Genomic DNA, 24036 nt, shown 5'->3' with positions numbered 1-24036 from the left:
CGATGTATAGCAATCATAATCCTAACCCTCAAGACTTGATTACAGTTGTGAATGTTTCTCAAATCGATCGTTGGTTCATTCATCAGCGCTTACAAGAACTAATGATTAATAGCTGGTGTTCCGCTAGCGGTGAGTTATTAGTCGAAATCAATAATTTCACTGATGCTCTTCTTGTCCACAGCATTGTTAAGCAATTTGTTGCCCCTCGCAAAGAGTTAGTGGACTGGTTAGAAAGATGCTGGCAGATGGAAGTTTTTCCTAAATACAACCATTGATTTAATGAACAATTCTCATTGGTAATAGATATGGAGTTACCTTCCTTATCTATTACCTGTAGTTTAATATTTTAAGGATAATAACTATGGAAGGCGATCGCAAAACAACTCTATTTATTAATTTTTTGCAGGAAGAATTAGCTATTTCTGCCGCAGCTATTTCTGTAGCACGGAAACACAGTGAAGCTTCTTGTGGACCTCTACCAATGATTCTCTGGAAGTTTGGTATGATTTCTCTCCAACAACTGCAACAAATTTTTGATTGGCATGAGTCTTACGATAGCAATACTTTCTGCTATGATCGACCAATTAGTTAAAAGATGAATTATAAAGTTTATCTAAATAAAAGCTTTCTCGTTGACAAACCCATGTTTAATAGTGATAAATACTTTTAGATTTTGCTTAAATGTAATTTTTACTATCCTAAAGAAAGAAGCAATAGCTACTTTTTCTTAAATAATTAATATGTCATAATCTCTAAAGAAATTATCACTATTCATTCCACCAAAAATAACGCTAAGATTTAGCTCAGTATTAGGGAGGCAGCTACATGAAATTAGATGAGGCGATCGAATTAGATGGACCACCAGTATTTGAATTGGAACAGAAAGTAAGAGTTCGCAAAATAATTCGTAATGATGGTACTTTCCCTGGAAAAAATCGAGGTGACATTCTTTTGGAAGGGGGAGAGGTCGGTTATATTTGTGGCATAGGCACCTTCTTACAAAAATTTTATATTTATTCCGTACATTTCATTAAAAAAGGAATGATTATAGGCTGTCGTAAAAATGAAATAGAAGTTGTAGAGGAAAATTAATGAAAGTAATCTTACGAAATAATGCAGCAGGAAATTTAGAAGTTTATGTTGCTAAAAAAGATTTGGAAGAAGAAGTTGTTTCACAAAAAATTGATGGAGATATTAAAGTTTTAACTTTAACAAATGGTTGGGAATTATCTATTCCTAAAGACCAACCAGAAAAACTACCTTTAACTATCGATGCTAAGAGATTAAACTAAAAGTTTCCTTTCCATAGTTACTCCTTATTGTACAGCCACCAAATGAGATTTATCTCTTGTTTGGTGGTTTTTTTGACCCCAATATATCTAATACCAAGCGTGATAAATGTTTGTTACAAATGGTAGGAACGTTGCATGCAATGTCCGTACGAAAGAAGGAAGAGGGAAGACCGAAGTTGGGGTAAATATTGAAAAAAAGGGAAAAAAGATAGAGATAACTATCTCAAATGAACTGGAGCAGCTATTTTTAAGAATATCTGATCGAGGTCTACCTTTATCTATCAAGACTTTGATATTTAATCAGCAAACCCTACTTAGGATAGCCAGTCATATCAACCCATCTAATATCCCTGTTATTATAGTGAATCTCAAGAATGTGTAACAATTTTTCACGTTGAAGTACAGTGTAAGCTTTTTTAAGTAAATTGTAGGCTTTCTCAGAATCTTCTTCACCACCCCAGTACCATAAAGATCGACCTACTTTAAAGGCAGGTATTACATTATCATCTGTACACTCATCAAGTAGCACTTTATATCTTTCATTGCTAAGTTTACGATAAACCTTTGATGATTCATTTCTGCGGAACTTTTCAGGTACACAAAGTCCCAAACCAGTATCTGATGAAACGGTCTCTAACTGTACTTAAATCCCACATTCCTTCTTCAGGATAGTTTTGTAAAAAATCAGCTAATTGAAAGATTGAAACTGGAAATTCCAAATCATAATACTCTTTTAGTAAGCTTTTAATATCTGCAAACTTTTCCATCAGTTATTTACTGTTTTAATATAATCTATCTATATTGTAGTAAAAATTTATCAATTTGGTATTATACCGTGTCCTCTTTTTTCTTGCTTATTCCTTCTTTTTTCCCTCCTGACTCCTCCCCCCCCTCCAAAAAACTTTTTCAGCAAACCCTAATTACTGAAAAGTGAATAGTAAACTAATTCCTACTACTGCAACTAATACTCCTAAAATTGACCTAATGCTTATTTTTTCTCCCATTTGAGCAGCAATGGGAATTATAAATATTGGGCTGGTAGCTAAGAGGGTTTGAGCAATACCTGCGGGAGAAAATTTTAGGGAAGTTTGCTGTAGCCAAATACCTAAATAAGTGCTGCTAAAAGCTGTAATAAAAATTGCTCCTACAAGTTTCATTGACCAGTTAAATTTCTCTGATTTATCTTGTTTTATTTTCTGAAAAAATAACAATAAAACAACAATAGTTGTTCCTCCAATTAAACGAAATAATGTGCTTAATAAAGGATTAATATCTGAGGAAAGCAAAGCAAAACGGGAGATAACTGCACCACTAGAATTAGCTATTGCTGCTAATATTGCCCAGAGTATTCCTTGTTTGATATTAACATTACTAATTGCTGCACCGGGAGTTCTTTCTGAGATTACCCAAGCTACGCCTCCAACTGTAATTAAAATTCCACACCAAGCACCAAAAGTTAATTGTTCTCCTAAGAAAATTAAAGCTAATAAAGCTGTCATGGGAGGAGATAAAGTTTCCATGAGAAGAGTTCTTCTTGCACCCATATTTTTGAGGGCAGAAAAAAAGGCAGTATCTCCTAAACCAATACCAAGAATGCCACTAATCAGAAATAAATTAATAGTAGTTGAGTTGATTTCTGTCTGAAGTTTGTCACTAATAATTAAAGTTAGAAAAATCAGAGCGATCGCTATTAAACCTTTGAATAAATTTAATTTTAGGGGAGATATTTTTTGCCCAAGTAAGCTATAAGCAGCGGAGGATGCTGCCCATAAAAATGCACCGGTTAATGCTGCTAGTTCGCCTTGAAAATTAGTTATCCACAGTTCCATAATTTTTAGAAGGAAGAAGGAAGAAGGAAGAAGAAAGAAGAAAGAGGCAGGAAGGGTTTAAGAGTCAAGAAAAAAATTTAAATTTCCTACATATATTAAGGAAGAAGGAAGAAGAAAGAAGAAAGAGGGAAGAAGGTTTAAGAGTCAAGAAAAAAACTTAAATTTCCTACATATATTAAGGAAGAAGGAAGAGGGAAGAGGGAAGAGGCAGGAAGGGTTTAAGAGTCAAGAAAAAAACTTAAATTTCCTACATATATTTATGCTTGGGTTTACACAAACTTCCCCCAACGGAGATGATATGACCAATAATAACTATTCAAGTAGTAATAGTAATGAAAAAACTGTATTTATGAGATTTATTAATAAATCCAGTATGATAGTTATTTAAAGTTATTAGTGAAAGGTGTATGGAAGCAACTTATTTAAAGATATCTTTAATACCCAAAAATATAGATACACTAATTAACAAAAATATAGCAAAAGATAATATTGAATCGAGTCTCCACCCCTGATAAAGCAAAATTCCTCCACACAATAGTATGGCGATCGGAAGAAAAATTTTAACAAAAATCCATTGAATAATATTAAAAGCTTTTTGATGAGAAACAATATTGTATAGGGAAGTTTTAATTACCAAAAATACTAATATAATATGTAACAAAAACATCACAAAAAATAATATTGGATCGAGTCTCCACCCCTGAAAAATCAAAATTCCTCCACACCATAGTATGGCGATCGGGACAAAAATCCATTGAACAATATCAAAAGCTTCTTGAGATAATAATTTTTTTAGGGATTCGTTGAAAATTAATAGGGCTAGTAAGATATCTAATAACCCAAGTAAACTCGAATAATTTAAAAGAAGATTCATCATTTTATACTTCTTCGATTATTTACCGAAAAATTAATAATTAATAATTATTAATTAAATAATTCAGCTTACTCTGCCTCCCCTTTCAAGGGGAAAAAAAGAAATAATATTTCCTTACATTCAATTCCGTAACGGTTTTAACCAGAGGTAATTATCAATTATCCATGATCAATTATCAATTAATGAAATTGCTTCCCGTTTTTATGAGGCACAATAAGTAGACTTTTCACAGGGTAAATATTTTTTCCCCACTTCCCCACTCCCCTACTCCCCTACTCCCCTACTCCCTATTTTATGTCTCTGAAACTAACACTAAAAATTAACCAGCCCCACTTCCCAAAATATACAAACTTAACAAAGTTCCACTATTCCATAAACTATGTAACAACATAGAAGATAAAAGATTACGAGACCTGGTATAAACTACTCCCAAAATCATTCCTAAAACTGCCAAAGGTAAAACTTCTGAAATATTCAAATGAGCGACGGCAAATAAAAATCCACTTGCTACAATAGCTCCCCAAACTGACATATATTTTGTCAAAGAAGGCAACAAAAATCCTCGAAACATAATCTCCTCAAAAACTGGTGCAGCAATAGAAGCTGTGACATAAAACAGAGCTAAAGCTAATCCATCTTGCCCTTTCAAAGCAATAGGTAAAATTGGATTACTTCCTCCTTGACCTTGCCATAATTGTTGATTAATTAAAGATATTAAAATTACCATTGGCAAAGCAACAAAATATCCACCCAAACCCCAGAAAAACCAACCACCGCGTAAATCAAATTTAAACCAATCTTTCGGCAGTGGAAAAAATGACTTTAGTGAAAAATAAAGTACCAATAAACCACCTATAGAAAACAGAATATAACTCCCTAAAATATATCCAGCTTGTACCCGCACTCCCATCATTGCAGGTTGCCAATTTGTGAAACCTTTAAAAATCTCTAATCCTAAAGGAATCAAAATTTGTCCGACCAAGAAAAATCCAACTACAAATACTTGTAAAATTGTTTCACCATCCCAGGTTACTTCCCAAGGTAAATTGGCATTTTTTAAGAATAAAGATTCTTTCCCAGAGATTAACAATTGTACTCCTAAAAATATGAGTAATCCTATTCCGAATACTAATCCCATTCCCGGCAAACCAGCAACAATTGCTAACTTAAATACAGCCTGTTGAGCTATTTCTTGTTCCTGGATTTCTAGTTGAGATAAAACCTCTTGTCTTTCCTGTAATTTATATAATTTTTTTAAGGCACGATAACGAAACCATCCATCTAAATTTTTCTGGATTAAAGATTCTGCATCAGGTAAAATTCTCGCTGGTTTATTCCAAATTTCACTTAAAACTTTTGCCGTTTCTCCTAAAGACAGATTTTCTATTTCTGACTTAGTTAAATTTTGCCAACTTTGCCTAGCATCATCTATTTTATTTTTTTGTGCCTGTAAAATTCCGATATTAATATCAAACTCATTAATCAGACTTTTTAACTGATTTATATTCTTGTATAACTGTTTTACTTCTCCTAAATTTTCCACCTCTAAAGTTTGTTTTTCCAGTTGCTGTTGAGCAGACTGACGAGCATTTTTGTATTGTATTAATCCAGCTTCATAAGAATCATTACCAATCAAAGCTTCACTAGCTACAGCAAAATTCTTACTATCTAAATCTTCAGGTTGCCATTCCGCAGCGTGCAACAATAAATTAGTCTGATATAACTCCAGACGACTTTGAATTTGTGGCTGAGTTACACTACTAAATAAAGAAAAACCAATAAAAGAAATGGCTACAATAGTCAGAATACTTAAAATTAATCTTTTAATCGTCATTAATATCTCCTAATAATATCTCTCTAAAATTGCAGATTTTTGCTTCAGTCTAGATATAGTAATTTCATTTGAGTTGCGTAAAAAACCTGGTCTTTTTTAGGCAACAGGCAACAGGCAACAGGTAAGAAGGTTTCCCGGACTTTTTACTGTTAATAAATAACCAACTCTTGTTTGACATCTCATTTGAAAACGCTATATAGCAGACTTCAAGTTTGTGAAGTATAGCAGGGAACAGGCAACAGTGGGAAAAACATTTCCTCTGATTCGGATCATCATCAGTCTACTTAACCTACCGGTTTATTGCTATACACAAATTAAGTCTTTAAACCAGACAGAAAAAATACTATACTTCTGAAAAATAACTTCTAATTTATTAATTATGCTGTACTAAATGATATATAGAATTTTTATCTAGGTCTTCAACAATTAATAATTAATAATTACCTCTCCTTAAAATTATTAAAATTATAGGATTAACGAACTGGATTTTTTGGATTTATTTCTTCTTGAATTTCTCGGTAAAAAATCCATGGATAGATAAAAAGTTGGAAATTTTAACCTCAGATGAACTGTTGCCTTTTCAAGCTGTTATCTAAATTCCAAGATATTTTACCCACAACTGAAATAGAATTCTAGACCATTAGACATAGGAGTGGAAATTACACATATAGATCATATTTTGTGCCTTTTTTCAGAAATTTTCTTCCCTGTTGCCTGTTGCCTGTTCCCTGCTATAAGTACCAAAAACAAGATAAAATCACTCTGTTGCAAAGTTTCCAGCAAATTTATAATCTAAACTATCCATGAGTACCCGTGTTATCCTTGTGCGCCATGGCCAAAGCACCTACAATGTTGAACGTCGAATTCAAGGCCGTCTTGATGTCTCAATTCTCACAGACATAGGCATAAATGCTGCCCGTCAGGTAGGTGAAGCTCTCAAAGGTCTAAAGTTTGATGCTATTTACGCTAGTCCTCTCAAAAGGGCCAAACAAACAGCAGAAATTATCCATTCCTGTTTAAATTCTCCCCCCCCATTACAAAGCAAAGAAAACTTAAGGGAAGTAGATTTACCATTATGGGAAGGAATGTTGCGCCAAGAAGTCAAGGATAAATTTGGAGAAGATTATCGTATCTGGAGTCAACTTCCCCATGAATTTTATATGGAAGTCTCAACACCAGAGGGGCAAATCAAGCATTTTCCTGTTCTATCTTTGTTTGACCAAGCTAAACAATTTTGGCAAGAAACTTTAAGTCAAAATAACGATAAAACTATTTTGGTTGTGGCTCACAATGGTATTAATCGCTGTCTTATCGCTACAGCTTTAGAAATACAACCATCTTTTTATCAATCCATACAACAGTCTAATTGTGGTATTAGCATTCTCAACTTTACTCCTCCTTTCCCTTCTTTTTCTGGAGAAGATAAATCCGGAGGTTCTGTTCAGTTAGAATCAATGAATCTTACTACTCACATTGGTGAGAAATTCCCTAAACCTAGAGAGAAACATCAAGGTCCTCGATTGTTATTGGTGCGCCACGGTGAGACAAACTGGAACCGAGATGGTAAATTTCAGGGACAAATTGATGTACCACTTAATGATAATGGTCGCCTTCAAGGTGGCCAAGCTGCCGAGTTTCTCAAAGATGTACATCTAGATTTTGCTGTGAGTAGTTCTATGTCACGTCCCAAGGAAACGGCAGAGATTATTTTGCAGCACCATCCAGATGTGGAGTTACAGTTAGATGATGGTTTATGGGAAATTAGTCACGGTCTCTGGGAGGGAAAATTTGAATCGGAAATTGAATCTGGTTTTCCTGGTCTGTTGAAGCAGTGGAAAGAATTTCCAGAAACGGTACAAATGCCAGAAGGTGAAAATTTACAGCAGGTTTGGGAACGAGCAATGATTGCTTGGCAAAAAATTATTCGGTCAGTTTCTGGTGTTGGTATTGTCGTTGCCCATGATGCGATAAATAAGGCAATTCTTTGTCAATTATTTGGTCTGGAACCTAAACATTTCTGGAATTTTAAGCAGGGAAATGGGGCAGTTAGCGTAATTGATTATCCTCAAGGGCCAGATGGACAAGCTGTTTTGGAGGCCATGAATATTACTTCTCATTTATCTGGCGGTATTTTGGACAAGACTGCGGCCGGGGCGTTGTAAGGGAAGGCAGAAGGCAGAAGGCAGAAGGCAGAAGGTAATCATATTTTTTCATCGGACTTATCCTCAGACTGTATTTTTGAGATTTGGGGTAAATACTATAGCGCCATATTATTTCTCTCTATCTGAAGAAGACAAAAAAAGCTTTGTCTATCAGAAGGCAAATTTTCACGCTATGAAGAATTGATGGGGATAATTCAATATTTGTCCAATCAAAAAAGGCGATCGCCTTTTTTGATTGGACTTTCTCAAACTATATTTCTCAGATGTGGAACCAAAACTAGGTAGTCTTGCTCGCGTAATGGTATACAGGAAAAAGTAATATCTGGTACGGGAGCAAGATACTCCCACTGCCGTGCCTCGTAAAAAATAATGACAATGCACGACCAATGAAAATTCACCACCGCCAAAAACTATAGCGCCATATTATTTCTCTCTATCTGGAGAAGGTAAAAGAAAACTTTATTTATCCTCGGTAAATTTTCACCCTATGGAGGATAGATGAAAATAATTTAATATTTACCTGGCACTGGAAGACTATCGCCTTTTTTCATCGGACTTCCTCAGAGTAATTTCTCAGATGTGGAGCCAAAACTATAGCGCCATATTATTTCTCTCTATCTGGAGAAGGTAAAAGAAAACTTTATTTATCCTCGGTAAATTTTCACCCTATGGAGGATAGATGAAAATAATTTAATATTTGTCTGGCACTGGAGGGTAATAATTTTTTTTCATCGGACTTCCTCAGATGTGGAGCCAAAACTATAGCGCCATATTATTTCTCTCTATCTGGAGAAGGCAAAGTCAAGCTTTGTATATCAGAAGGCAAATTTTCACGCTATGGAATATTGATGGGAATAATTCAATCCCGACACTGGAAGGCGATCGCCTTTTTCATCGGACTTTCTCAGACTATATTTGTCAGATGTAGAGCCAAAACTATAGCGCCATACTATTTAGTCAAAGGAAAACCTCTTGTAGATTCTTTTAATCACTCTTATCATTCAAAAACATTCTTTTTTCACCCTTGGTACAGCACCTACCACCTTCCTCAGATGAACAGCAAATTATTTCAACAAATCCGAATATTAGACCCAGTTTCCAATACAGACAGAATTGCTGATGTATTAATCATCGATAGTAAAATCGCAGCAGTTGAGACACAAATTTCTGAATTTCCCACTAAAACAGAAATTCAAAATTCCCATGGACTAATTTTAGGCCCTGGTTTAGTAGACTTATATTCTCATAGTGGCGAACCAGGGTTTGAGGAACGAGAAACTATTGAGTCTTTAATTCAAGCTGCTACAGCAGGGGGTTTTACTAGATTAGCTATTTTGCCTGATACTTTTCCACCTGTAGATAATCCTGCTGGTTTGGCTAGGTTGCAAAATTTAGCCAAAAATTATGCTTCTACTCCCATCATTTATTATTGGGGTGCTATTACCCAAGGTTTACAAGGGGAGCAAATGACCGAGTTGGGAGAGTTGGCAACAACAGGAGTTGTGGGGTTTGCCGATGGTTTACCTCTACAAAATCTTGGTTTGTTACGACGAATCTTGGAATATCTCAAACCTCTGAATAAACCTCTAGCTTTATGTTGCAATAATTCTAGGTTGGCGGGTAAAGGGGTAATGCGAGAGGGGTATGATTCTATTCGCTTGGGTTTGCCTGGAGTTCCCACTATGGCTGAAACTTCTGCTTTAGCTGCTGTGTTGGAATTAGTAGATGCTATTGGTACTCCTGTCCATATTATGCGGGTTTCCACTGCTCGGAGTGTGGAATTGATTAGAGTAGCTAAAAATAGGGGTTTGCCTATTACTGCTAGTACAACTTGGATGCACTTGTTGTTGGATACTCAGGCAATGGAGGGTAAGTCTCCTTTTGAGACGGAGTTTTTTCCTTATGACACTAATTTACGTTTGGAACCTCCTTTAGGAAATTCTAGCGATCGCTTGGCTTTGGTTCAAGGTATTAAGGATGGGGTTTTGGATGCTATTGCTATTGAGCATGCTCCTTTTTGTTATGAGGAGAAAACGGTTACTTTTTATGAAGCACCCCCAGGAACTATAGGATTAGAAATAGCATTACCTTTATTATGGCAGAATTTTGTCCAAACAGGAAAGTTGTCGGCTTTAGATTTATGGAGGGTATTAAGTACGGCTCCTAGCAAATGTTTAGGATTAAGTCCTGGAGAGGTAAGACCTCAAAAGTCAGCAGAAGTTACCCTATTTGGGCCTCAAGAAACTTGGGTAGTAGAAAAGCAAACTTTGAAATCTCGTTCTATTAATACGCCTTGGTTGGGAAAACAAATTCAAGGTCGTGTTCTCGAAGTTTAGTTTTAAAGGATTTGACTTTTTCTGAAGTACCCATACTAAATGTAGAGTGATATTCCACGGGAGTTATCTAAGATATGAGTTCTAAAAACTACATAATACTTAGAACAATATTTATTACCATCACTTGAGCGAAAATCAGTCCTAATAATGGACAATGCACCAATTCACAGAAAAACGCTGATTAAGGAATTAGTCAATGGCCAAGGACATGAAGTTATATTTCTCCCTAAATACTCTCCAGGTTTAAATTATATAGAACACGACTTTGGCGCATTAAAGAAGAAAAGAATGTACGAAGGAAAAGATAAATCCATTGATGATATCATTCGAGATTATTGTGCCTCTTAGTGTCCCAGTCTTATTCGGAATGACTATAGCTGCCGCTAGGCTCCGCCAACGCTCATCAAGTCTTTCTCTAATTCCTAGAACTCATACCTGAATTATCAGGGAGTGTTGGCATATCCTAGTGGTGGCAACATTGCTCTCACCTGAACCCTTACATTATCATTTTCTTTGTGGGTTTAATACCCCACCGTCTACACGGTGTTCAAAATTACTTGGGGTGAGAATCCCCATGTAATTTTCCTCCTGTCTCCTGTCTCCTGTCTCCTGTCTCCTTCTTCAAATCATTTTTAGTTGCTTTTTTTAAGGCTTTTTTCTAACATTCAACACTTCTGGAAATAGCCCTGAACTCTATACATCTTTTGGTAAAACGTAAGGAAATTTATAGCTATGAGGATTTCTATAATATTGAACATATTTAATTGCGTTTAATATTATGCAAGGAATATCCAATAAAATATAGTAAATAGCTTTTATAAATAAATTTAGATTATGTCTGAATGTAAAAATTCTACTGTAAAAAATAATACTATTTTTATTTTTTGATACCATATAATGAAATCGTGGAAAATCAAGTTTTTTTAATTTAAAATGGAGGAAGTATTTTATCGGCAGCCAGAATCTATAAAGTGGGACGTTCTACAATATATCGGTGGCTAGCAAGAGTAGAATTAAAACCGACAAAAGTCACAATACGTCGGCGAAAACTAGATTTGCAGGCATTAGAACAAGATGTGAAAGAAAATCCAGATTTAAGATTGTGCGATCGCGCTCTTAAGTTTGGAGTTAATATTAGACTTGTCGCTTTATAAGGTAAAGTAAAGTTAATAGGGTGTTTGAGATGGGACAATGTTAGATCTGAATCGGGTGCTAAAAGAAGACCGCCTCAGTGCGGGCATTGACTGGACTAAACCGTAAGGCATTGGATGAATTATTACAAGCTTTTTGTGTCCAACTTGACTCGGAAGCGATACGGCGCTCCGCCACCCTCCGCGAACGCTCTTTTGCCAAAAACCTAGAGTTCGAGCTTTAGGAGGAGGGAGAAAAGCGCGGTTGTTAGAGGCCAAAGACAAGCTATTTTTTATCTTGTTCTACTTCAAGTGTTACCCTACCTTTGATGTGGCAGGAATATTGTTTGACTTACACCGCAGCCGAGCACACTATTGGATGTTAAGACTACAACCGTTGCCCTGAGAGTGCTTTAGGGAAAAAAATGGCCTTACCAGAACGTAAGTTACAAAGCATTGAAGAATTCATTGGCAGGTTTCCATCTGCCAAAGAAGTGATGATTGATGGTACGGAACGGCCAATCCAGCGTCCAAAAGACCAGCAAAAGCAGAAAAATCATGACTCAGGTAAAAAAAAGTGCCATAGGAGTCAACATCTGATCATGACAGACTCAGATAAAAGGGTCCTCGTCCTATCAAAAGCAAGAGAGGGCAAGGTTCATGGGCCTTCGGCAGTTGGACGCGCGAAAAATTGGTAGATTTTGTGCTTTTTGGAAGTGAAAATTCATGTAGATTTGGGTTTCCAGGGATTACAGAAGGAATTCGTCAACATCAAAATTCCCACGAAAAAACCTAAAGGAAAGGAATTAACTGAGGAACAAAAACTTTTCAATAGAGAGAAAAGTAGCGTTAGCGTCAAATGTGAACATACAATATCTGGCGTGAAGAGATATAATGCAGGGAGAGGATTGTATCGAAATCACATTAAAGATGCGCGACGATCGCTTCATGTTCACTGCGGCTGGACTCTGGAATTTCTACTTAATGGCAGGATAATTTAATCAGTGAAAACCAGAATTTTCCCATTTCACTTTAAGGTTTTATTTCGCGACAAGTCTATTAGTTCAATTGGTTATGCGCTGCATCAAATGAAAATCACACAAAAAAAAGAATTAAGGTATCGAGAAATAAATAGACTTGAAAGAATAAAATACTATAAATTACGAGGGAGAATTGATAAAAAAATATGGGATAGAAAGGCTTGTATATATTGATGAGAGTCGATTTGAGTCAGTCCAAGAATGTCTATTGTATTGATGGAAATAACTCTATTAATTTGCTTCGACTGAATAACTATAGTCCTAGAGTCTGAATTAGTTTTGAGTTTTCCTAGATATGACTTTTTCTGAAGCATTCATAATTACAGAAGTAAAAATAGCATTACCCTGACTATGAAATAATTTTGTAAAAATGAGGAGTTTGTCAGGTCTAGAGCTATTGAAATTTAATAACTTAACTCCTCCGACGGCAATTAAATGTTAATTTTAAATTCTAAAAATTTTTACCAAAAAATCAGCTCTCAACTCTCCTTTTTTAAGATGATGAAAAAATCAACTTCAGTATTTCAACAATAAGGCTTGAATGGTCAGCACTAATAAGTAAAATAACTTTCATTTGTACAATGGTAATTCATCTATTGTACCAAGACTATCGAGGGGCCAAAAGCGAAATATAGCTCGACCAATAATATTTTCATAAGGAACAAAACCCCAACATCGTCCATCATAACTATGATTACGATTATCCCCCATAACTAAATAAGAATTTGGAGGCACTGTCACAGGTTGAGAAAGAAACCTTTTATCAGGAGGACAAACATCTATTCTAGTTTGTTGATGATTAATTTTTCTTGCCTCAAGTTCTGCTGGATTCAAATCTGAAGCAACATAAGTTTCTTCTACTACCTGATCATTCAAATATACTCTTCCATCCTTCAATTCTACTCGATCTCCAGGCAATCCAACTATCCGTTTAATAAAAGCATCTTTGTACTGAGTTTTAAGTTCATTTGTTGGATTAAAAACCACAATATCTCCTCTTTCTGGATCTTTAAATTGATAACCCAATTTATCTATAATCAAACGGTCATTAATTTGTAAAGTTGGTAGCATCGAACCAGAAGGAATATAACGTGCTTCAGCAACAAATTGACGAATTCCTATAGCTAAAATCACGCTAAGTCCAATAGTTTTGATTGACTCAATCAAAGGATTTTCTTCATTGGAATTTTCTTTATGTTTTGATTTTTCTTCTTGATTCATCATTTATATCCATCGAATAATTAATTTTAAAATACTGGTTTTGTTTATGGGTTTTACAACTAGGTAATTAAGTTTTTTTGACTAGACTATCTTACATAAATATTAAAAAGATTCTAGAGTGTAAATCATCTAAGTTCACAATTATAAGACTACATTTTTAGGTTTTTGAGTTTATAGTCATTATTATAGCTATCCTATCAAACTGTAATATATTAGAATCAAAGTAACATTATAGCCTTTCTGCTCTATTTCCTGTTTCCATAATTACTACTCTGTACGGACGTTGTATGTAACTACCCCTTACTCCCTAAAACAATATAAATACAAAACCCAATCTTTAATCATGTCTACTATCTCTTCTTTGTTGATTCGTCGCGCCCGCATCCTTTTACCCAATGGGGAATTTTTGATTGGTGATGTGCAAACTCAAGGCCAAGAAATTATTCAAGTCGCTCCAGAAATCTCATTTTCTGAAGCTTCAGAAAAAATCATAGATGCTGAAGGCTTAACCCTATTACCTGGAGTCATCGACCCCCAGGTACATTTTCGGGAACCTGGATTGGAACATAAGGAAGATTTATTTACTGCTAGTCGAGCTTGTGTGAAAGGTGGTGTTACTTCTTTTCTGGAAATGCCTAATACTAAACCTTTGACTACGACTCAAACCGCATTGGATGATAAGTTACAACGGGCAGCTCAAAAATGTTTGGTTAATTTCGGTTTTTTTATTGGGGCAACGGCAGAAAATTTACCCGATTTATTAACTGCTAATCCTACTCCTGGGATTAAAATTTTTATGGGTTCTATGCACGGACCTTTATTAGTAGATACGGAGGAAAAGTTAGAGCCAATTTTTGCGAGGGGAAAAAGGTTAATAGCTGTTCATGCAGAAAATCAAGCTCGAATTGATGAAAGGAAAAAAGAGTTTGCTGGTATTTCTGACCCTGCTATTCATTCACAAATTCAGGATAATGAGACTGCTTTATTGGCAACTAAGATGGCTTTGAAGTTGTCGAAAAAATATCAGCGGAGGTTACATATTTTGCATACTTCGACTGGAGATGAAGCTGAATTATTGCGTCAGGATAAACCGAGTTGGGTGACTGCTGAAGTTACGCCTCAACATTTATTATTAAATACAAGTGCTTATGAAAAGATTGGTACTTTAGCTCAGATGAATCCTCCTTTAAAATCTGCTTGGGATAATGATATTTTATGGCAAGCTTTGTTAGATGGGGTAATTGATTTTATTGCCACAGATCATGCACCTCATACTTTGGAAGAAAAAGCAAAAGGTTATCCAAATACTCCTTCAGGAATGCCTGGGGTGGAAACTTCTTTACCTTTAATGTTAACTCAAGCTATTCAGGGAAAATGTTCTGTTGCTCAAGTTTCTAATTGGATGTCTACTGCCGTTGCTAAAGGTTATGGCATTCCGAAAAAGGGAGCGATCGCTCCTGGTTTTGATGCGGATTTAGTATTAGTTGATTTGGATAATTATCGCCCTGTTTTAAGAGAGGAATTAATGACAAAATGTGGGTGGAGTCCGTTTGAAGGATGGAGTTTAACTGGTTGGCCTGTTGTTACTATTGTTGGGGGAGAAATTGTGTTTAATCGTGGTGAATTTAATTCTAATGTTCGGGGTAAAGCTATAACATTTTCTGTAGCTACCTAATTAATTTTCATAACGACTTTTTTTGAAGTTTTGCTTGACTTTTAGTTGACTTGAAGGGCAAAAAAATTACTCCCCCACTCCCCTATTCCCCCGCTCCCCCACTCCTTAAAAAGACTTTTTCAGCAAACCATAACTAGCTCATTAATTTTTGAAGACGTTAATATCTATCTATCTGTCATCCAAACTATATTCTTAATCCCAAACCTTTATAAAGGAGTATTAGCTAATTTTAAGAGTCCCTGCAACTCAGAAAGTTTCGGGCTTTTTTTTGGCAGATATTCCTTAACTTTAGTATCATTTTGTAGTGGCTTAATTTCCTCAATGTATTTTTTCTCTAAACTATCTAATTCTGATAAAAGTACCTACCAGCTAAAACAGTAATTTAGTATATAATCATATGTAGAATTATCTTAGTAAGTTTTAGAACCTAAATTTTATCCAAATCCAAATCAAACTTACCAATAGAAATCAATTTAGCATGGCGTGCGCAGGGCGTTTGTTCACAAATATCTCCTACATTAGAAAAACTTAAATAAACTCGCAAAAAATTAGGAGGATAATAAACCAACTTCTCAGCCCATTCAATGGCGACAATACCCAAAGGTACTTCCAAAGCCTCCCAATAAATCTCCAAATTTAAAGCTTCAATCTCAGAACTTTCTAAACGATATAAATCAAAATGATAAAGAGGTATTCTGCCAGAAAAATACTCATTAATCAAAGTAAAAGTAGGGCTATCAATTGTTTCTTTGATTCCCAAACCAGCACCAAGACCTTGAACAAAAGTCGTCTTACCACTACCTAAATTTCCCTCCAATAAAATCACACTACCAGCAGGCAAAATTTTCCCTAAACTTTTACCAATATTGTGAGTTGCGACAGTATTTTGTAGTGAAAAAAAAACTTCTTTATTCATAACTATTTATTAAATTTAATACGCTCATACCACTCTAATAATACCTGCGCTAACATCATCGAATCGTGACGAACAAAACCAGTTTCTTCATCCTCATACATCACATTAGTCAAAAGAATTTTCCTTCCTAAATTTCTAACAGCTTCACGGTCAAGAAAAACAGGATGAGAATCTTCTTGAGCATAACGAACTAATGCTTGTGCTGAAGGACTTTTTCCCTGCACTAAAACAGTATCAAATAATCGTTTACCAGCAGCAACATCAATAGCACGAATATGGTCAGCCACAGTATATCCAGTAGTTTCTCCAGGCTGAGTCATAATATTACAAACATAAATACTAGGAATATTTCTAGAAGCGTTCGCGTTAGCGGTGCGGAGCATTATCGCCTCAGCAATTTCAGACACTAATAAATTAGGAATCACGCTAGTATATAAACTACCAGGGCCAATAATAATATAGTCAGCTTCTTCTATTGCCTGTAACACTTTGGGCAAAGCCAGAGGATGTTCAGGAGTACAGCCAATTTTGACAATTTTTCCCCTGGCCTCAGTAATATTAGACTCGCCTTCAATACGTCGCCCATCAGCTAATTCTGCCCACAAATTAACATCAGTAAGAGTAGCAGGTAAAACCTGACCCCTGATAGCCAAAACTTGAGAACTAGCAGCTACGGCCTGCTCCAAATCACCAGTCACTTCACTCATTGCCGTAAGAAAAAGATTGCCAAAACTATGTCCCACCAAACCATCACCAGCACGAAACCGATACTGAAACAACTCAGTTAATAACTTTTCCTCATTAGCCAAAGCTGCCAAACAATTACGAATATCCCCTGGTGGTAGTACCCCTATCTCTCGGCGCAACCTACCAGAAGACCCACCATCATCTGCCACCGTCACAACAGCAGTAATATTAGCACTGTAATCTTTGATACCCCTTAACAAAGTAGAAAGACCTGTACCCCCACCAATAGCAACTATCTTTGGACCTCGATTTAATCGTCGATGGGCAAGTAAGCGATCCACCAGTTTTTCCTCTCCCTCTGGTATTAACACCTGAGTAATGGAATTAATACTACGATTTTGACCCCAGAAGATAAAAAGTAATCCAGCAAAGATAATTATTGGCCCGGAAATATAACTAGGAACTATAGTCGTCACCCACCCCAAAAATTCTTTAAGTAGCCGTAGGGTGTAAAAAATTGGAGTCATTCCCGTCCATATTGATAGACCTAAGCTAGTCAGTAGTACGCCAGCAGCACTCAAGAGTAACCACCGCTTGATAAATAATCCTGGAGCTAGCCACTTAAACCATTGGCCAATTACCTGAGAGTTAGTCTGATCAGATTTTGCAATAAAAAAATTACTTTTGAGAAAGATGCGTAGGGTTTTCTTTACTAAACTAGTTGACATAGCAATATTAGCCTTAGCTTGATTAAGGACAAATTTGTACAAAAATACTATCTACAATAAAGAAGATTCTGGCAGTATTATGGCGCTTCAGAACTAAATTGTGTTGAGATGAAATGCCTTAAAGAAGTCAGAAGTCAGTAGGGGCGTTAGCGGAGCTATGCGTCAGCTAACGCCCGTACAGAAGTTGTTTTTGTAACGGGGATTTGAGCAACCCTCCAAAAACATTTCGCCTTAAAAGGCGGGGTTACGCGACCCAATGATTTTGTTAAGGAAGATAAACTAAGGAGATTTAATCAAATCAGTATATATATAGAACAGGCAACAGGCAATAGTGGAAAAAGTATTTCTCTGTCTTACTGTTCATTATCAGCATAAGTCAAACACCAGCTCGTTCCTTGCTATAACAGCAGCCACGATAAATATTTGCTACAAATAATAGAGCATCTTGGTATAGAATTACTCTATTTTTGTCAAAACTGATTTTTATTAGAGAGAGAAAATATATCATTAATTGTTAATTTTTTCTTACTTATTTCTTCTTCCCTCTGCTCTAGATAACTAATCACCTAGATAACTAAAACCTTCTTGCTTTTTCTTGACTTACAGTATTTGTAACATTATTTTTTGAAAATGGTATAACAGAAGGCAAAGTTTAGAAGAGAAAAGCTGACTAAATCTCAAAGTTTGAGACTTTTATTATGCCCCCTTGCTATACTGCCAACAAAATCTGTTATGGCGCTACGCATTAAGTTTAGGACATAAATAGAAGCTGAAACCCTTTTGTATTTCTCTGTTGCCTATTGCCTGTTGCCTGTTGCCTTGCGCGTAGCGCTATACTTGCTGCTTTTTTAAGACCAATACTTTATTGTGGACTGTTAAGTATAAACGATGAACCACGAACCTATAATCGAACTGAAAGGAGTTAGTAAATCATTCGGGTCTAATGTTGTTTTAGATCAAACAGACTTAACAATTTATCGCGGGGAAGCATTGGCAATCATTGGTCCATCTGGAACTGGTAAATCCACAGTTCTGAGAATTATTGCTGGTTTATTGACTCCTGATGCTGGAGAAGTTTATGTCCAGGGACAGCGACGAGTTAGATGGATGGATGATTTGAAAGATCCAATTACTATTGGTATGGTCTTTCAAAATGCTGCTCTGTTTGACTCCCTGACAGTAGAAGAAAATGTGGGTTTTCTTTTGTATCAACAGAGTAAGTTACCACATTCCCAGATTCAGGAGTTGGTGCAGCAGAAATTGGAAATGGTGGGGTTGGGTAATATTGGCGATCGCTATCCGGCAGAGTTATCTGGTGGAATGCGTAAACGAGTGAGTTTTGCTAGGGCAATTATGACTAATCCAGAAAATCCTCATGATGACCCAGAAATATTATTGTATGATGAACCAACTGCAGGTTTGGACCCCATCGCTTCTACTGTAATTGAAGATTTGGTACGTCACTTACAATCTGTAGATGGTGGTTGTAGCACCTATGTAATGGTTACTCATCAACATAGTACCATTCGTCGCACAGCAGACAGAATTGTATTTCTTTATCAGGGTAAGGTGCAGTGGATTGGTACTGTAAATGAAATTGATGTGGTGGACAATCCTTTGGTACAACAATTTTTTACAGGTAGTGTAGATGGGCCAATTCAGGTCTTGGATAGAGGTTTGACTAAGAGGCAAAAGCTACAAGTAGAAGATTAATGTCTGAAAAAGTAATGGATTAGATTATATCACTATTGGTTAATAGCTAAAATCTTTAAATCGTCACAGCTTATTGATAATTTTGGGGAAACTATGCGATCGCGAACAGCTAGAGAAGGTTCAGTTGGTTTATTAACTTTGCTAGGATTAGGTTTATTTGGTGTATTGGTGCTTTGGTTGAAGGGAGTAAACTTAGGCCAACGTAGTTATAAGGTCATAGTAGAATTTGAAAGTGCATCTGGTATGGAATTAGGCACATCAGTTAGATATCGAGGTATTAATGTAGGACAGGTAGTAGGAATTAAACCAGGGCCAAATGGAGTAGATATTAGTCTAGAAATTAAACCTGAAGATTTAATTATTCCTCGTGATGTGTTTATTCAAGCAAATACATCTTCATTTATTGGTACTGCAGTGATAGATATTACTCCTAGAGGTAGAATACCAGAATCAGAAATTTCTGCTGGTCCTTTATCCTCTAATTGTTCGGAAATAATTATCTGTAATAATGATCGTTTACAGGGGCAAGCAGGAGTAGAAATACAGCAATTATTAAGAGCAGGAATACGTTTAATCGATCTATACAGTGACCCAGAGTTATTTAGTAATGTTAAAATAATTGCTGAAAATACAGCTAATGCTTCTGAAGAGGCTTCTAAGTTAGCAAAACAACTGGCTGATTTATCAGAAACTATTAGAGGAGAAATGCAAGGTATAAGTCAATATTTAAGAGAAGATGTAGATGAAATAACAGGGATTCTTAGAGCAGAAGTGGGTGGTTTGACTCAAACCTTAGAGGGAGAAATAGGTGGTTTGACTAATACTTTGGAAGGGGAAATAGGTGGTTTGACTAATACTGTAGAGAGAGATTTGGATAGCCTGACTAAAACTGTAGAAAGAGAAGTAAATGAAATTTCCAATGGAATAGCAAATGTGACTAAAGCCATGGAAGAATCTACAGCAAAAGTTTCCGAGGCAGCGATAGCTTCAGCAAATTCTGTAGAGGAAGTAGCGAAGAAAGTTAGTTTAACAGCAGAGCAGGTTAATTCAATTGTTAATACAAATCGTTCTACTCTTATAGCAACTTTAGATAATATTGAAAAAACGACGGAAGAGTTAGCAGTGTTAATGGAAAGTTTAAGTCCGATAGTTAGCGATATAGAAAGAGGAGAATTGATTGGTAATTTAGAAATATTATCAGCAAATGCAGTAGAAACTTCTGCTAATCTACGAGATATTTCTACTGACTTAAATAGTTCTACAAATATAATTATGTTGCAACAAACATTAGATTCAGCTAGAGCAACATTTCAGAATGTGCAGAAAATGACATCAGATTTAGATGATTTAACTGGGGATGATAGATTTAGGAAAAGTCTTAAACAAATTATTAATGGATTAGGTGATTTATTCTCTTCAACAAAGCAGTTAGAGCAGCAAACTCGGATGGCAAAAAATATTGAAACTTTGTTAAAAGATAGTAGAAGTTCAGAGGTTAGTAAATTGACAGATTTGAGGGAATAGGGAATAGGGAATAGGGAACAGGGAATGAGAAACGCCGAAGTATAGCAGGCCATGGCATCCGCCCAGAAATTTCTTTCTGGGCTGCATAGCAGAAGTCATCTAAAGATGACTTAAAGATAGCTAATTTATTATGGCTAATTAGGGTTTGCTGATTAAATACCAAAGCATTGACTTATATTGGTTGTAGCATTTTTTTGTCTCAAAAAGTGTCATCTTTTCAGTGGCAAGAGCTGCAAAAAGCTAGTATTTTGGGATGATTATGGTAGAAAAATCAAGGGACAATTTTCCGACTACCTCTTCTACAATTCCCATTTCTCCTGTCTCCTGTCTCCTGTCTCCTGTCTCCTACCCTCATCCATAAGACTTTTTCAGCAAGCCCTAATTAATGAGACTTGATATAACTTCTGACTTCTGTGAAACGGTATAACCACCCTGATTTTTCGTTGCCTAGCTTTAGTTACAGCAGTCGAAGGAAAGGAGGCCGACATATCAAAAGCTTAAAACTCAGACAACGCCAGATTTTCCTTCTTCCTTCTTCCTTCTTCCTTCTGCTATAAATATCTATTCTTGCAAAGCAGCTAAAACTCGATCGTGAATTATCCCATTACTAACAACTACACCACGGTTATCAACCATCTTCGCTCCATCAGCAAAATTTAACGGTTTACCATAAAGATCGGAAACACGTCCTCCAGCTTCTTCCACAACGATCGCTCCGGCAGCATGATCCCAAATATTCTCCCGGTAGTTAGGAGACTTCGGTGAAGGCAAACGCAAATATAAAGCAGCTTGCCCAGATGCCACAATACCATACTTTGCTTGAGAGTCTACCCGTACAGAAGGCGCAGTAATACCCGCAGCTTTCGCTACTGCATTCTGACGGTCTTGGTCGCCGTGAGAAGTTTCCACACTTTCCACAAACCGGAGATTAGTAGTATCACCCGCTTTCACAACATGAATAGGAGTAAATTCACCTCCTGCTATTGGCATCATTGCTGCTCCTTCACCCCGAACCGCTACATACAACATCCCTGGTTGATTATTTTCTACTGGCATCGCTGGGCAAGCTAACACCCCTACCTTAACTTCTCCTGCTTCCACCAATGCCAACGCTACTGCATATTGGTCTTGACGTAAAAACCCTTTTGTGCCATCAATGGGGTCTAAAGTCCAATAACGAGGTCCGACTTTACCGTTACCTTGGTTAATCCATTGTACTATCTGTTCTGGAGTAGCATCTGCTATCTGTTCTTTTACATAATTTGTCACTTTTGTCAAATTTTCTGCCATCTCTGGAGTTTGTAATTCAGTGGCGTCTTCTTCTCCTACCACTGGATCGTCTGGAAAGGTCTCACCCAAGGCTTTGCAAATCAACGCTTGAGCGCCATAGTCAGCAACAGTTACCGGACTTTTATCACCTTTTTCCATTGCAGGTGGAATATTTCCACGAACCTGTTCGCAGAGTTTAGCTGCTGCTAGAGCAGCTTCAATTGCTATTTGTTTTTCGTGTTCGTAAGCCATGAGTAGTTTCAAATTAAGTACTATTTATAGCATATTTATAACATATATAGCGCTGTGCGCAGGCAACAGCTCATCTGGCAACAGGCAACAAGGGGAATAAAAAACCAATAATATAAGACTTTTAGCTATTGGACAGTTCCTGTAATTTGTAAATATCCCAGCGCACATTGCTATACCAGTGTTTGAATATTTAGAACTTGGTTTGGTGGTGGTGGATTGTAATTGTGGTCTATTGTCATTATTTTGGTCAAGGACAAAAACAGTGGGAGCAAGATGCTCCCATGAAGCGCCGTTGTTCATCCCCATCTACCATTACGCGAGCAGGACTACCCTTAGTTTTGGGCACTAAACTATATATCGCTATACATTAAGGTGTTTGACATGAATAGAAACTGAAACCCTTTTGTATTCCTGTGTTGCCTGTTGCCTGTTGCCTTACGCGTAGCGCGATAAGATTGACAAAAGTTTCTTGAACAAGTTCACTTAAATTATTAATGATAATTTATTTAACTATTAATGATGATGCACAATTTTATTCCACCAGAAAGATTTTTTCCCTATCTCACCTGGCAAGATATTGAAACAATGCCAAATAAAGAAAATGTAGTAATTATTCAACCAGTGGGTTCTATTGAACAACATGGCTTCCATTTACCTATAATTGTTGATTCGGCGATCGCTACTTTTATTACAGGTAAAGCTCTTGCTAAACTCGACTCCAATATTCCTGCATACGCCTTGCCTACTCAATATTACGGTAAATCTAACGAACATTGGCATTTTCCGGGTACTATTACTCTCACCGCCCAGACTTTGATGGCAGTATTAACAGAAATGGCTGAAAGTATCTATCGCTCTGGGTTCCGTAAATTGGTATTTTTGAATGCTCATGGCGGACAACCACAAGTTATCGAAATTGTGGCGCGAGACTTGCACCAGAAATATGAGGATTTTTTGCTATTTCCGCTTTTTGCTTGGCGCATACCTCACCCTAGCAAAGAATTGTTTACGCCAAAGGAAATGGAATTGGGAATTCATGCAGGAGATGGGGAAACCAGTATGATGTTGTCAATCTTGCCGGATATGGTAAAAATGGATAAGGCAGTAACAGAATATCCTCAAGATTTGCCAGAAGACAGTATGTTAAGTATGGAGGGGCAGTTGCCTTTTGCTTGGTTAACGCAGGAGTTAAGTTGTAGTGGGGTGTTGGGTGATGCCAAAGTGGCAACGAAAGAAAAAGGCGATCGCCTTATTGAGGCTTTTACGGATGGTTGGGTGCAGGTTATTCAGGACGTTTATAAATTTCGGCAACCAAAACAAATTGCTGAGGAGTCAGGAGGACTGAGTCAGGAGTCAGGAGAAAGAAAGGATTTGAATAGCATTAATTTTTAAATTCGTATTCAATAAAACACCTGTATTAAGATAAAGTAATTTTGTGATTACTGTCCGGATTTTATATGACAGCAGTTTTTGAGTTGATGAGGTACAAAGTTTTACGAGTTTAGGGAATAGGGAATAGTATTAAACTGTACCTCATGCTTTCTCAAAAGTGCT

At 36.5% G+C, this 24036-nt stretch carries 22 protein-coding genes and 4 pseudogenes; 17 read left to right on the top strand and 9 right to left on the bottom strand.

Features of this window, described 5'->3' with window-relative positions; genetic code table 11:
• Positions 1–2 precede the first annotated feature (2 nt).
• The 4 genes from D5R40_RS03525 (at position 3) to nifT (ending at position 1292) form a co-directional block, all read left to right on the top strand.
• Positions 3–275: an Asr1405/Asl0597 family protein gene (locus tag D5R40_RS03525; RefSeq protein ID WP_124143219.1), complete on the top strand. Its 273-nt coding sequence runs from the start codon at positions 3–5 to the stop codon at positions 273–275.
• A gap of 86 nt (positions 276–361) precedes the next feature.
• Positions 362–592 (top strand): DUF2949 domain-containing protein, encoded by a 231-nt coding sequence (locus tag D5R40_RS03520; RefSeq protein WP_124143218.1) that lies wholly within the window; start codon positions 362–364, stop codon positions 590–592.
• 233 nt (positions 593–825) lie between these two features.
• Complete coding sequence (locus D5R40_RS03515; RefSeq protein ID WP_124143217.1) at positions 826–1092, top strand: nitrogen fixation protein NifZ; 267 nt, start codon at positions 826–828, stop codon at positions 1090–1092.
• Positions 1092–1292, top strand: a complete 201-nt coding sequence (gene nifT, locus D5R40_RS03510) for a putative nitrogen fixation protein NifT (protein ID WP_124143216.1) — start codon at positions 1092–1094, stop codon at positions 1290–1292. The genes D5R40_RS03515 and nifT overlap by 1 nt, the downstream gene beginning before the upstream one ends.
• 310 nt (positions 1293–1602) lie before the next feature.
• On the opposite strand, the gene D5R40_RS03505 is transcribed toward nifT, so the two are convergent.
• From D5R40_RS03505 to D5R40_RS03490, 5 genes are all read right to left on the bottom strand, one after another.
• Positions 1603–1902 carry a hypothetical protein gene (locus D5R40_RS03505; protein WP_124154237.1) on the bottom strand — a complete coding sequence of 100 codons (300 nt, stop codon included), beginning with the start codon at positions 1900–1902 and terminating at the stop codon, positions 1603–1605.
• Positions 1883–2059, bottom strand: a complete 177-nt coding sequence (locus tag D5R40_RS34505; protein ID WP_161564920.1) for a hypothetical protein — start codon at positions 2057–2059, stop codon at positions 1883–1885. Before D5R40_RS34505 ends, D5R40_RS03505 begins: the two co-directional genes overlap by 20 nt.
• Positions 2060–2212: 153 nt before the next feature.
• Positions 2213–3121 carry a DMT family transporter gene (locus D5R40_RS03500; RefSeq protein ID WP_124154236.1) on the bottom strand — a complete coding sequence of 303 codons (909 nt, stop codon included), beginning with the start codon at positions 3119–3121 and terminating at the stop codon, positions 2213–2215.
• 418 nt (positions 3122–3539) lie between these two features.
• The gene (locus tag D5R40_RS39060) at positions 3540–3998 is read right to left on the bottom strand and encodes a Ycf66 family protein (RefSeq protein ID WP_240041535.1); all 459 of its coding nucleotides are present in this window, start codon (positions 3996–3998) and stop codon (positions 3540–3542) included.
• A gap of 316 nt (positions 3999–4314) precedes the next feature.
• The gene (locus tag D5R40_RS03490; RefSeq protein WP_124154235.1) at positions 4315–5829 is read right to left on the bottom strand and encodes a CPBP family intramembrane glutamic endopeptidase; all 1515 of its coding nucleotides are present in this window, start codon (positions 5827–5829) and stop codon (positions 4315–4317) included.
• An 803-nt stretch (positions 5830–6632) separates the two neighbouring features.
• On the opposite strand from D5R40_RS03490, the gene D5R40_RS03485 reads away from it, so the two are divergent.
• The 8 genes and pseudogenes from D5R40_RS03485 to D5R40_RS39045 all read left to right on the top strand — a co-directional run.
• Positions 6633–7991 carry a histidine phosphatase family protein gene (locus D5R40_RS03485; protein ID WP_124143213.1) on the top strand — a complete coding sequence of 453 codons (1359 nt, stop codon included), beginning with the start codon at positions 6633–6635 and terminating at the stop codon, positions 7989–7991.
• 1052 nt (positions 7992–9043) lie between these two features.
• Complete coding sequence (locus D5R40_RS03480) at positions 9044–10327, top strand: dihydroorotase (RefSeq protein WP_124143229.1); 1284 nt, start codon at positions 9044–9046, stop codon at positions 10325–10327.
• Between the two features lie 96 nt (positions 10328–10423).
• Positions 10424–10675 (top strand): annotated as a pseudogene (locus D5R40_RS03475) (transposase); the annotation flags it as partial.
• A gap of 596 nt (positions 10676–11271) precedes the next feature.
• Positions 11272–11457 (top strand): annotated as a pseudogene (locus tag D5R40_RS03470) (IS630 transposase-related protein); the annotation flags it as partial.
• Between the two features lie 110 nt (positions 11458–11567).
• Positions 11568–11702 carry a hypothetical protein gene (locus tag D5R40_RS40710; RefSeq protein WP_275670276.1) on the top strand — a complete coding sequence of 45 codons (135 nt, stop codon included), beginning with the start codon at positions 11568–11570 and terminating at the stop codon, positions 11700–11702.
• Positions 11703–11722: 20 nt separating this feature from the next.
• Positions 11723–11863, top strand: coding sequence for a helix-turn-helix domain-containing protein (locus D5R40_RS42375; RefSeq protein ID WP_375339363.1), 141 nt, complete (start codon positions 11723–11725; stop codon positions 11861–11863).
• Between the two features lie 19 nt (positions 11864–11882).
• Positions 11883–12458: pseudogene (locus tag D5R40_RS39050) on the top strand (transposase family protein).
• Positions 12459–12518: 60 nt separating this feature from the next.
• A pseudogene (locus D5R40_RS39045) lies at positions 12519–12702 on the top strand (IS630 family transposase); the annotation flags it as partial.
• 365 nt (positions 12703–13067) lie between these two features.
• Here the strand turns inward: D5R40_RS39045 and lepB are convergent.
• A complete protein-coding gene (lepB, locus tag D5R40_RS03455) occupies positions 13068–13718 on the bottom strand; it encodes a signal peptidase I (RefSeq protein WP_124143228.1) in 651 nt (216 codons plus the stop codon).
• Positions 13719–14061: 343 nt separating this feature from the next.
• Here lepB and D5R40_RS03450 point away from each other — a divergent pair, with 343 nt between their 5' ends.
• A complete protein-coding gene (locus tag D5R40_RS03450; RefSeq protein WP_124143210.1) occupies positions 14062–15393 on the top strand; it encodes a dihydroorotase in 1332 nt (443 codons plus the stop codon).
• A 427-nt stretch (positions 15394–15820) separates the two neighbouring features.
• Here D5R40_RS03450 and tsaE read toward each other — a convergent pair whose 3' ends face one another.
• Together tsaE and D5R40_RS03440 are read right to left on the bottom strand one after the other, a co-directional pair.
• On the bottom strand, positions 15821–16309 hold the full coding sequence (gene tsaE, locus D5R40_RS03445) for a tRNA (adenosine(37)-N6)-threonylcarbamoyltransferase complex ATPase subunit type 1 TsaE (RefSeq protein WP_124143209.1): 489 nt from the start codon (positions 16307–16309) through the stop codon (positions 15821–15823).
• A 2-nt stretch (positions 16310–16311) separates the two neighbouring features.
• A complete protein-coding gene (locus D5R40_RS03440) occupies positions 16312–17724 on the bottom strand; it encodes a gluconeogenesis factor YvcK family protein (protein WP_124143208.1) in 1413 nt (470 codons plus the stop codon).
• Positions 17725–18612: 888 nt separating this feature from the next.
• On the opposite strand from D5R40_RS03440, the gene D5R40_RS03435 reads away from it, so the two are divergent.
• Both D5R40_RS03435 and D5R40_RS03430 read left to right on the top strand, forming a co-directional pair.
• A complete protein-coding gene (locus D5R40_RS03435) occupies positions 18613–19437 on the top strand; it encodes an ABC transporter ATP-binding protein (protein WP_124143207.1) in 825 nt (274 codons plus the stop codon).
• Positions 19438–19530: 93 nt separating this feature from the next.
• Positions 19531–20961: an MlaD family protein gene (locus D5R40_RS03430; RefSeq protein ID WP_124143206.1), complete on the top strand. Its 1431-nt coding sequence runs from the start codon at positions 19531–19533 to the stop codon at positions 20959–20961.
• A gap of 561 nt (positions 20962–21522) precedes the next feature.
• On the opposite strand, the gene D5R40_RS03425 is transcribed toward D5R40_RS03430, so the two are convergent.
• On the bottom strand, positions 21523–22482 hold the full coding sequence (locus D5R40_RS03425; RefSeq protein ID WP_124143205.1) for a 3'(2'),5'-bisphosphate nucleotidase: 960 nt from the start codon (positions 22480–22482) through the stop codon (positions 21523–21525).
• 224 nt (positions 22483–22706) lie between these two features.
• On the opposite strand from D5R40_RS03425, the gene D5R40_RS34500 reads away from it, so the two are divergent.
• Both D5R40_RS34500 and D5R40_RS03420 read left to right on the top strand, forming a co-directional pair.
• On the top strand, positions 22707–22853 hold the full coding sequence (locus tag D5R40_RS34500; protein WP_161564322.1) for a hypothetical protein: 147 nt from the start codon (positions 22707–22709) through the stop codon (positions 22851–22853).
• Positions 22854–23004: 151 nt separating this feature from the next.
• Entirely contained in the window at positions 23005–23874 is an 870-nt protein-coding gene (locus D5R40_RS03420) for a creatininase family protein (RefSeq protein ID WP_205127222.1), read from the top strand.
• Positions 23875–24036 lie beyond the last annotated feature (162 nt).

The organism is Okeania hirsuta (assembly GCF_003838195.1).
GTDB classification, from domain to species: domain Bacteria; phylum Cyanobacteriota; class Cyanobacteriia; order Cyanobacteriales; family Microcoleaceae; genus Okeania; species Okeania hirsuta.
Note: the sequence above shows the minus strand (reverse complement) of the source record. Positions and strands in the feature narration are given on the sequence as shown.

Coding starts and splice junctions, on each gene's coding strand:
- D5R40_RS39060 (WP_240041535.1), bottom strand. CDS start 3,998: ATGATGAATCTTCTTTTAAATTATTCGAGTTTACTTGGGTTATTAGAT.
- D5R40_RS03435 (WP_124143207.1), top strand. CDS start 18,613: ATGAACCACGAACCTATAATCGAACTGAAAGGAGTTAGTAAATCATTC.
- D5R40_RS03450 (WP_124143210.1), top strand. CDS start 14,062: ATGTCTACTATCTCTTCTTTGTTGATTCGTCGCGCCCGCATCCTTTTA.
- D5R40_RS03525 (WP_124143219.1), top strand. CDS start 3: ATGTATAGCAATCATAATCCTAACCCTCAAGACTTGATTACAGTTGTG.
- D5R40_RS03515 (WP_124143217.1), top strand. CDS start 826: ATGAAATTAGATGAGGCGATCGAATTAGATGGACCACCAGTATTTGAA.
- D5R40_RS03425 (WP_124143205.1), bottom strand. CDS start 22,482: ATGGCTTACGAACACGAAAAACAAATAGCAATTGAAGCTGCTCTAGCA.
- D5R40_RS03430 (WP_124143206.1), top strand. CDS start 19,531: ATGCGATCGCGAACAGCTAGAGAAGGTTCAGTTGGTTTATTAACTTTG.
- D5R40_RS34505 (WP_161564920.1), bottom strand. CDS start 2,059: ATGGAAAAGTTTGCAGATATTAAAAGCTTACTAAAAGAGTATTATGAT.
- D5R40_RS03520 (WP_124143218.1), top strand. CDS start 362: ATGGAAGGCGATCGCAAAACAACTCTATTTATTAATTTTTTGCAGGAA.
- lepB (WP_124143228.1), bottom strand. CDS start 13,718: ATGAATCAAGAAGAAAAATCAAAACATAAAGAAAATTCCAATGAAGAA.
- tsaE (WP_124143209.1), bottom strand. CDS start 16,309: ATGAATAAAGAAGTTTTTTTTTCACTACAAAATACTGTCGCAACTCAC.
- D5R40_RS03500 (WP_124154236.1), bottom strand. CDS start 3,121: ATGGAACTGTGGATAACTAATTTTCAAGGCGAACTAGCAGCATTAACC.
- D5R40_RS03480 (WP_124143229.1), top strand. CDS start 9,044: ATGAACAGCAAATTATTTCAACAAATCCGAATATTAGACCCAGTTTCC.
- D5R40_RS03420 (WP_205127222.1), top strand. CDS start 23,005: ATGCACAATTTTATTCCACCAGAAAGATTTTTTCCCTATCTCACCTGG.
- D5R40_RS03490 (WP_124154235.1), bottom strand. CDS start 5,829: ATGACGATTAAAAGATTAATTTTAAGTATTCTGACTATTGTAGCCATT.
- nifT (WP_124143216.1), top strand. CDS start 1,092: ATGAAAGTAATCTTACGAAATAATGCAGCAGGAAATTTAGAAGTTTAT.
- D5R40_RS03485 (WP_124143213.1), top strand. CDS start 6,633: ATGAGTACCCGTGTTATCCTTGTGCGCCATGGCCAAAGCACCTACAAT.
- D5R40_RS03440 (WP_124143208.1), bottom strand. CDS start 17,724: ATGTCAACTAGTTTAGTAAAGAAAACCCTACGCATCTTTCTCAAAAGT.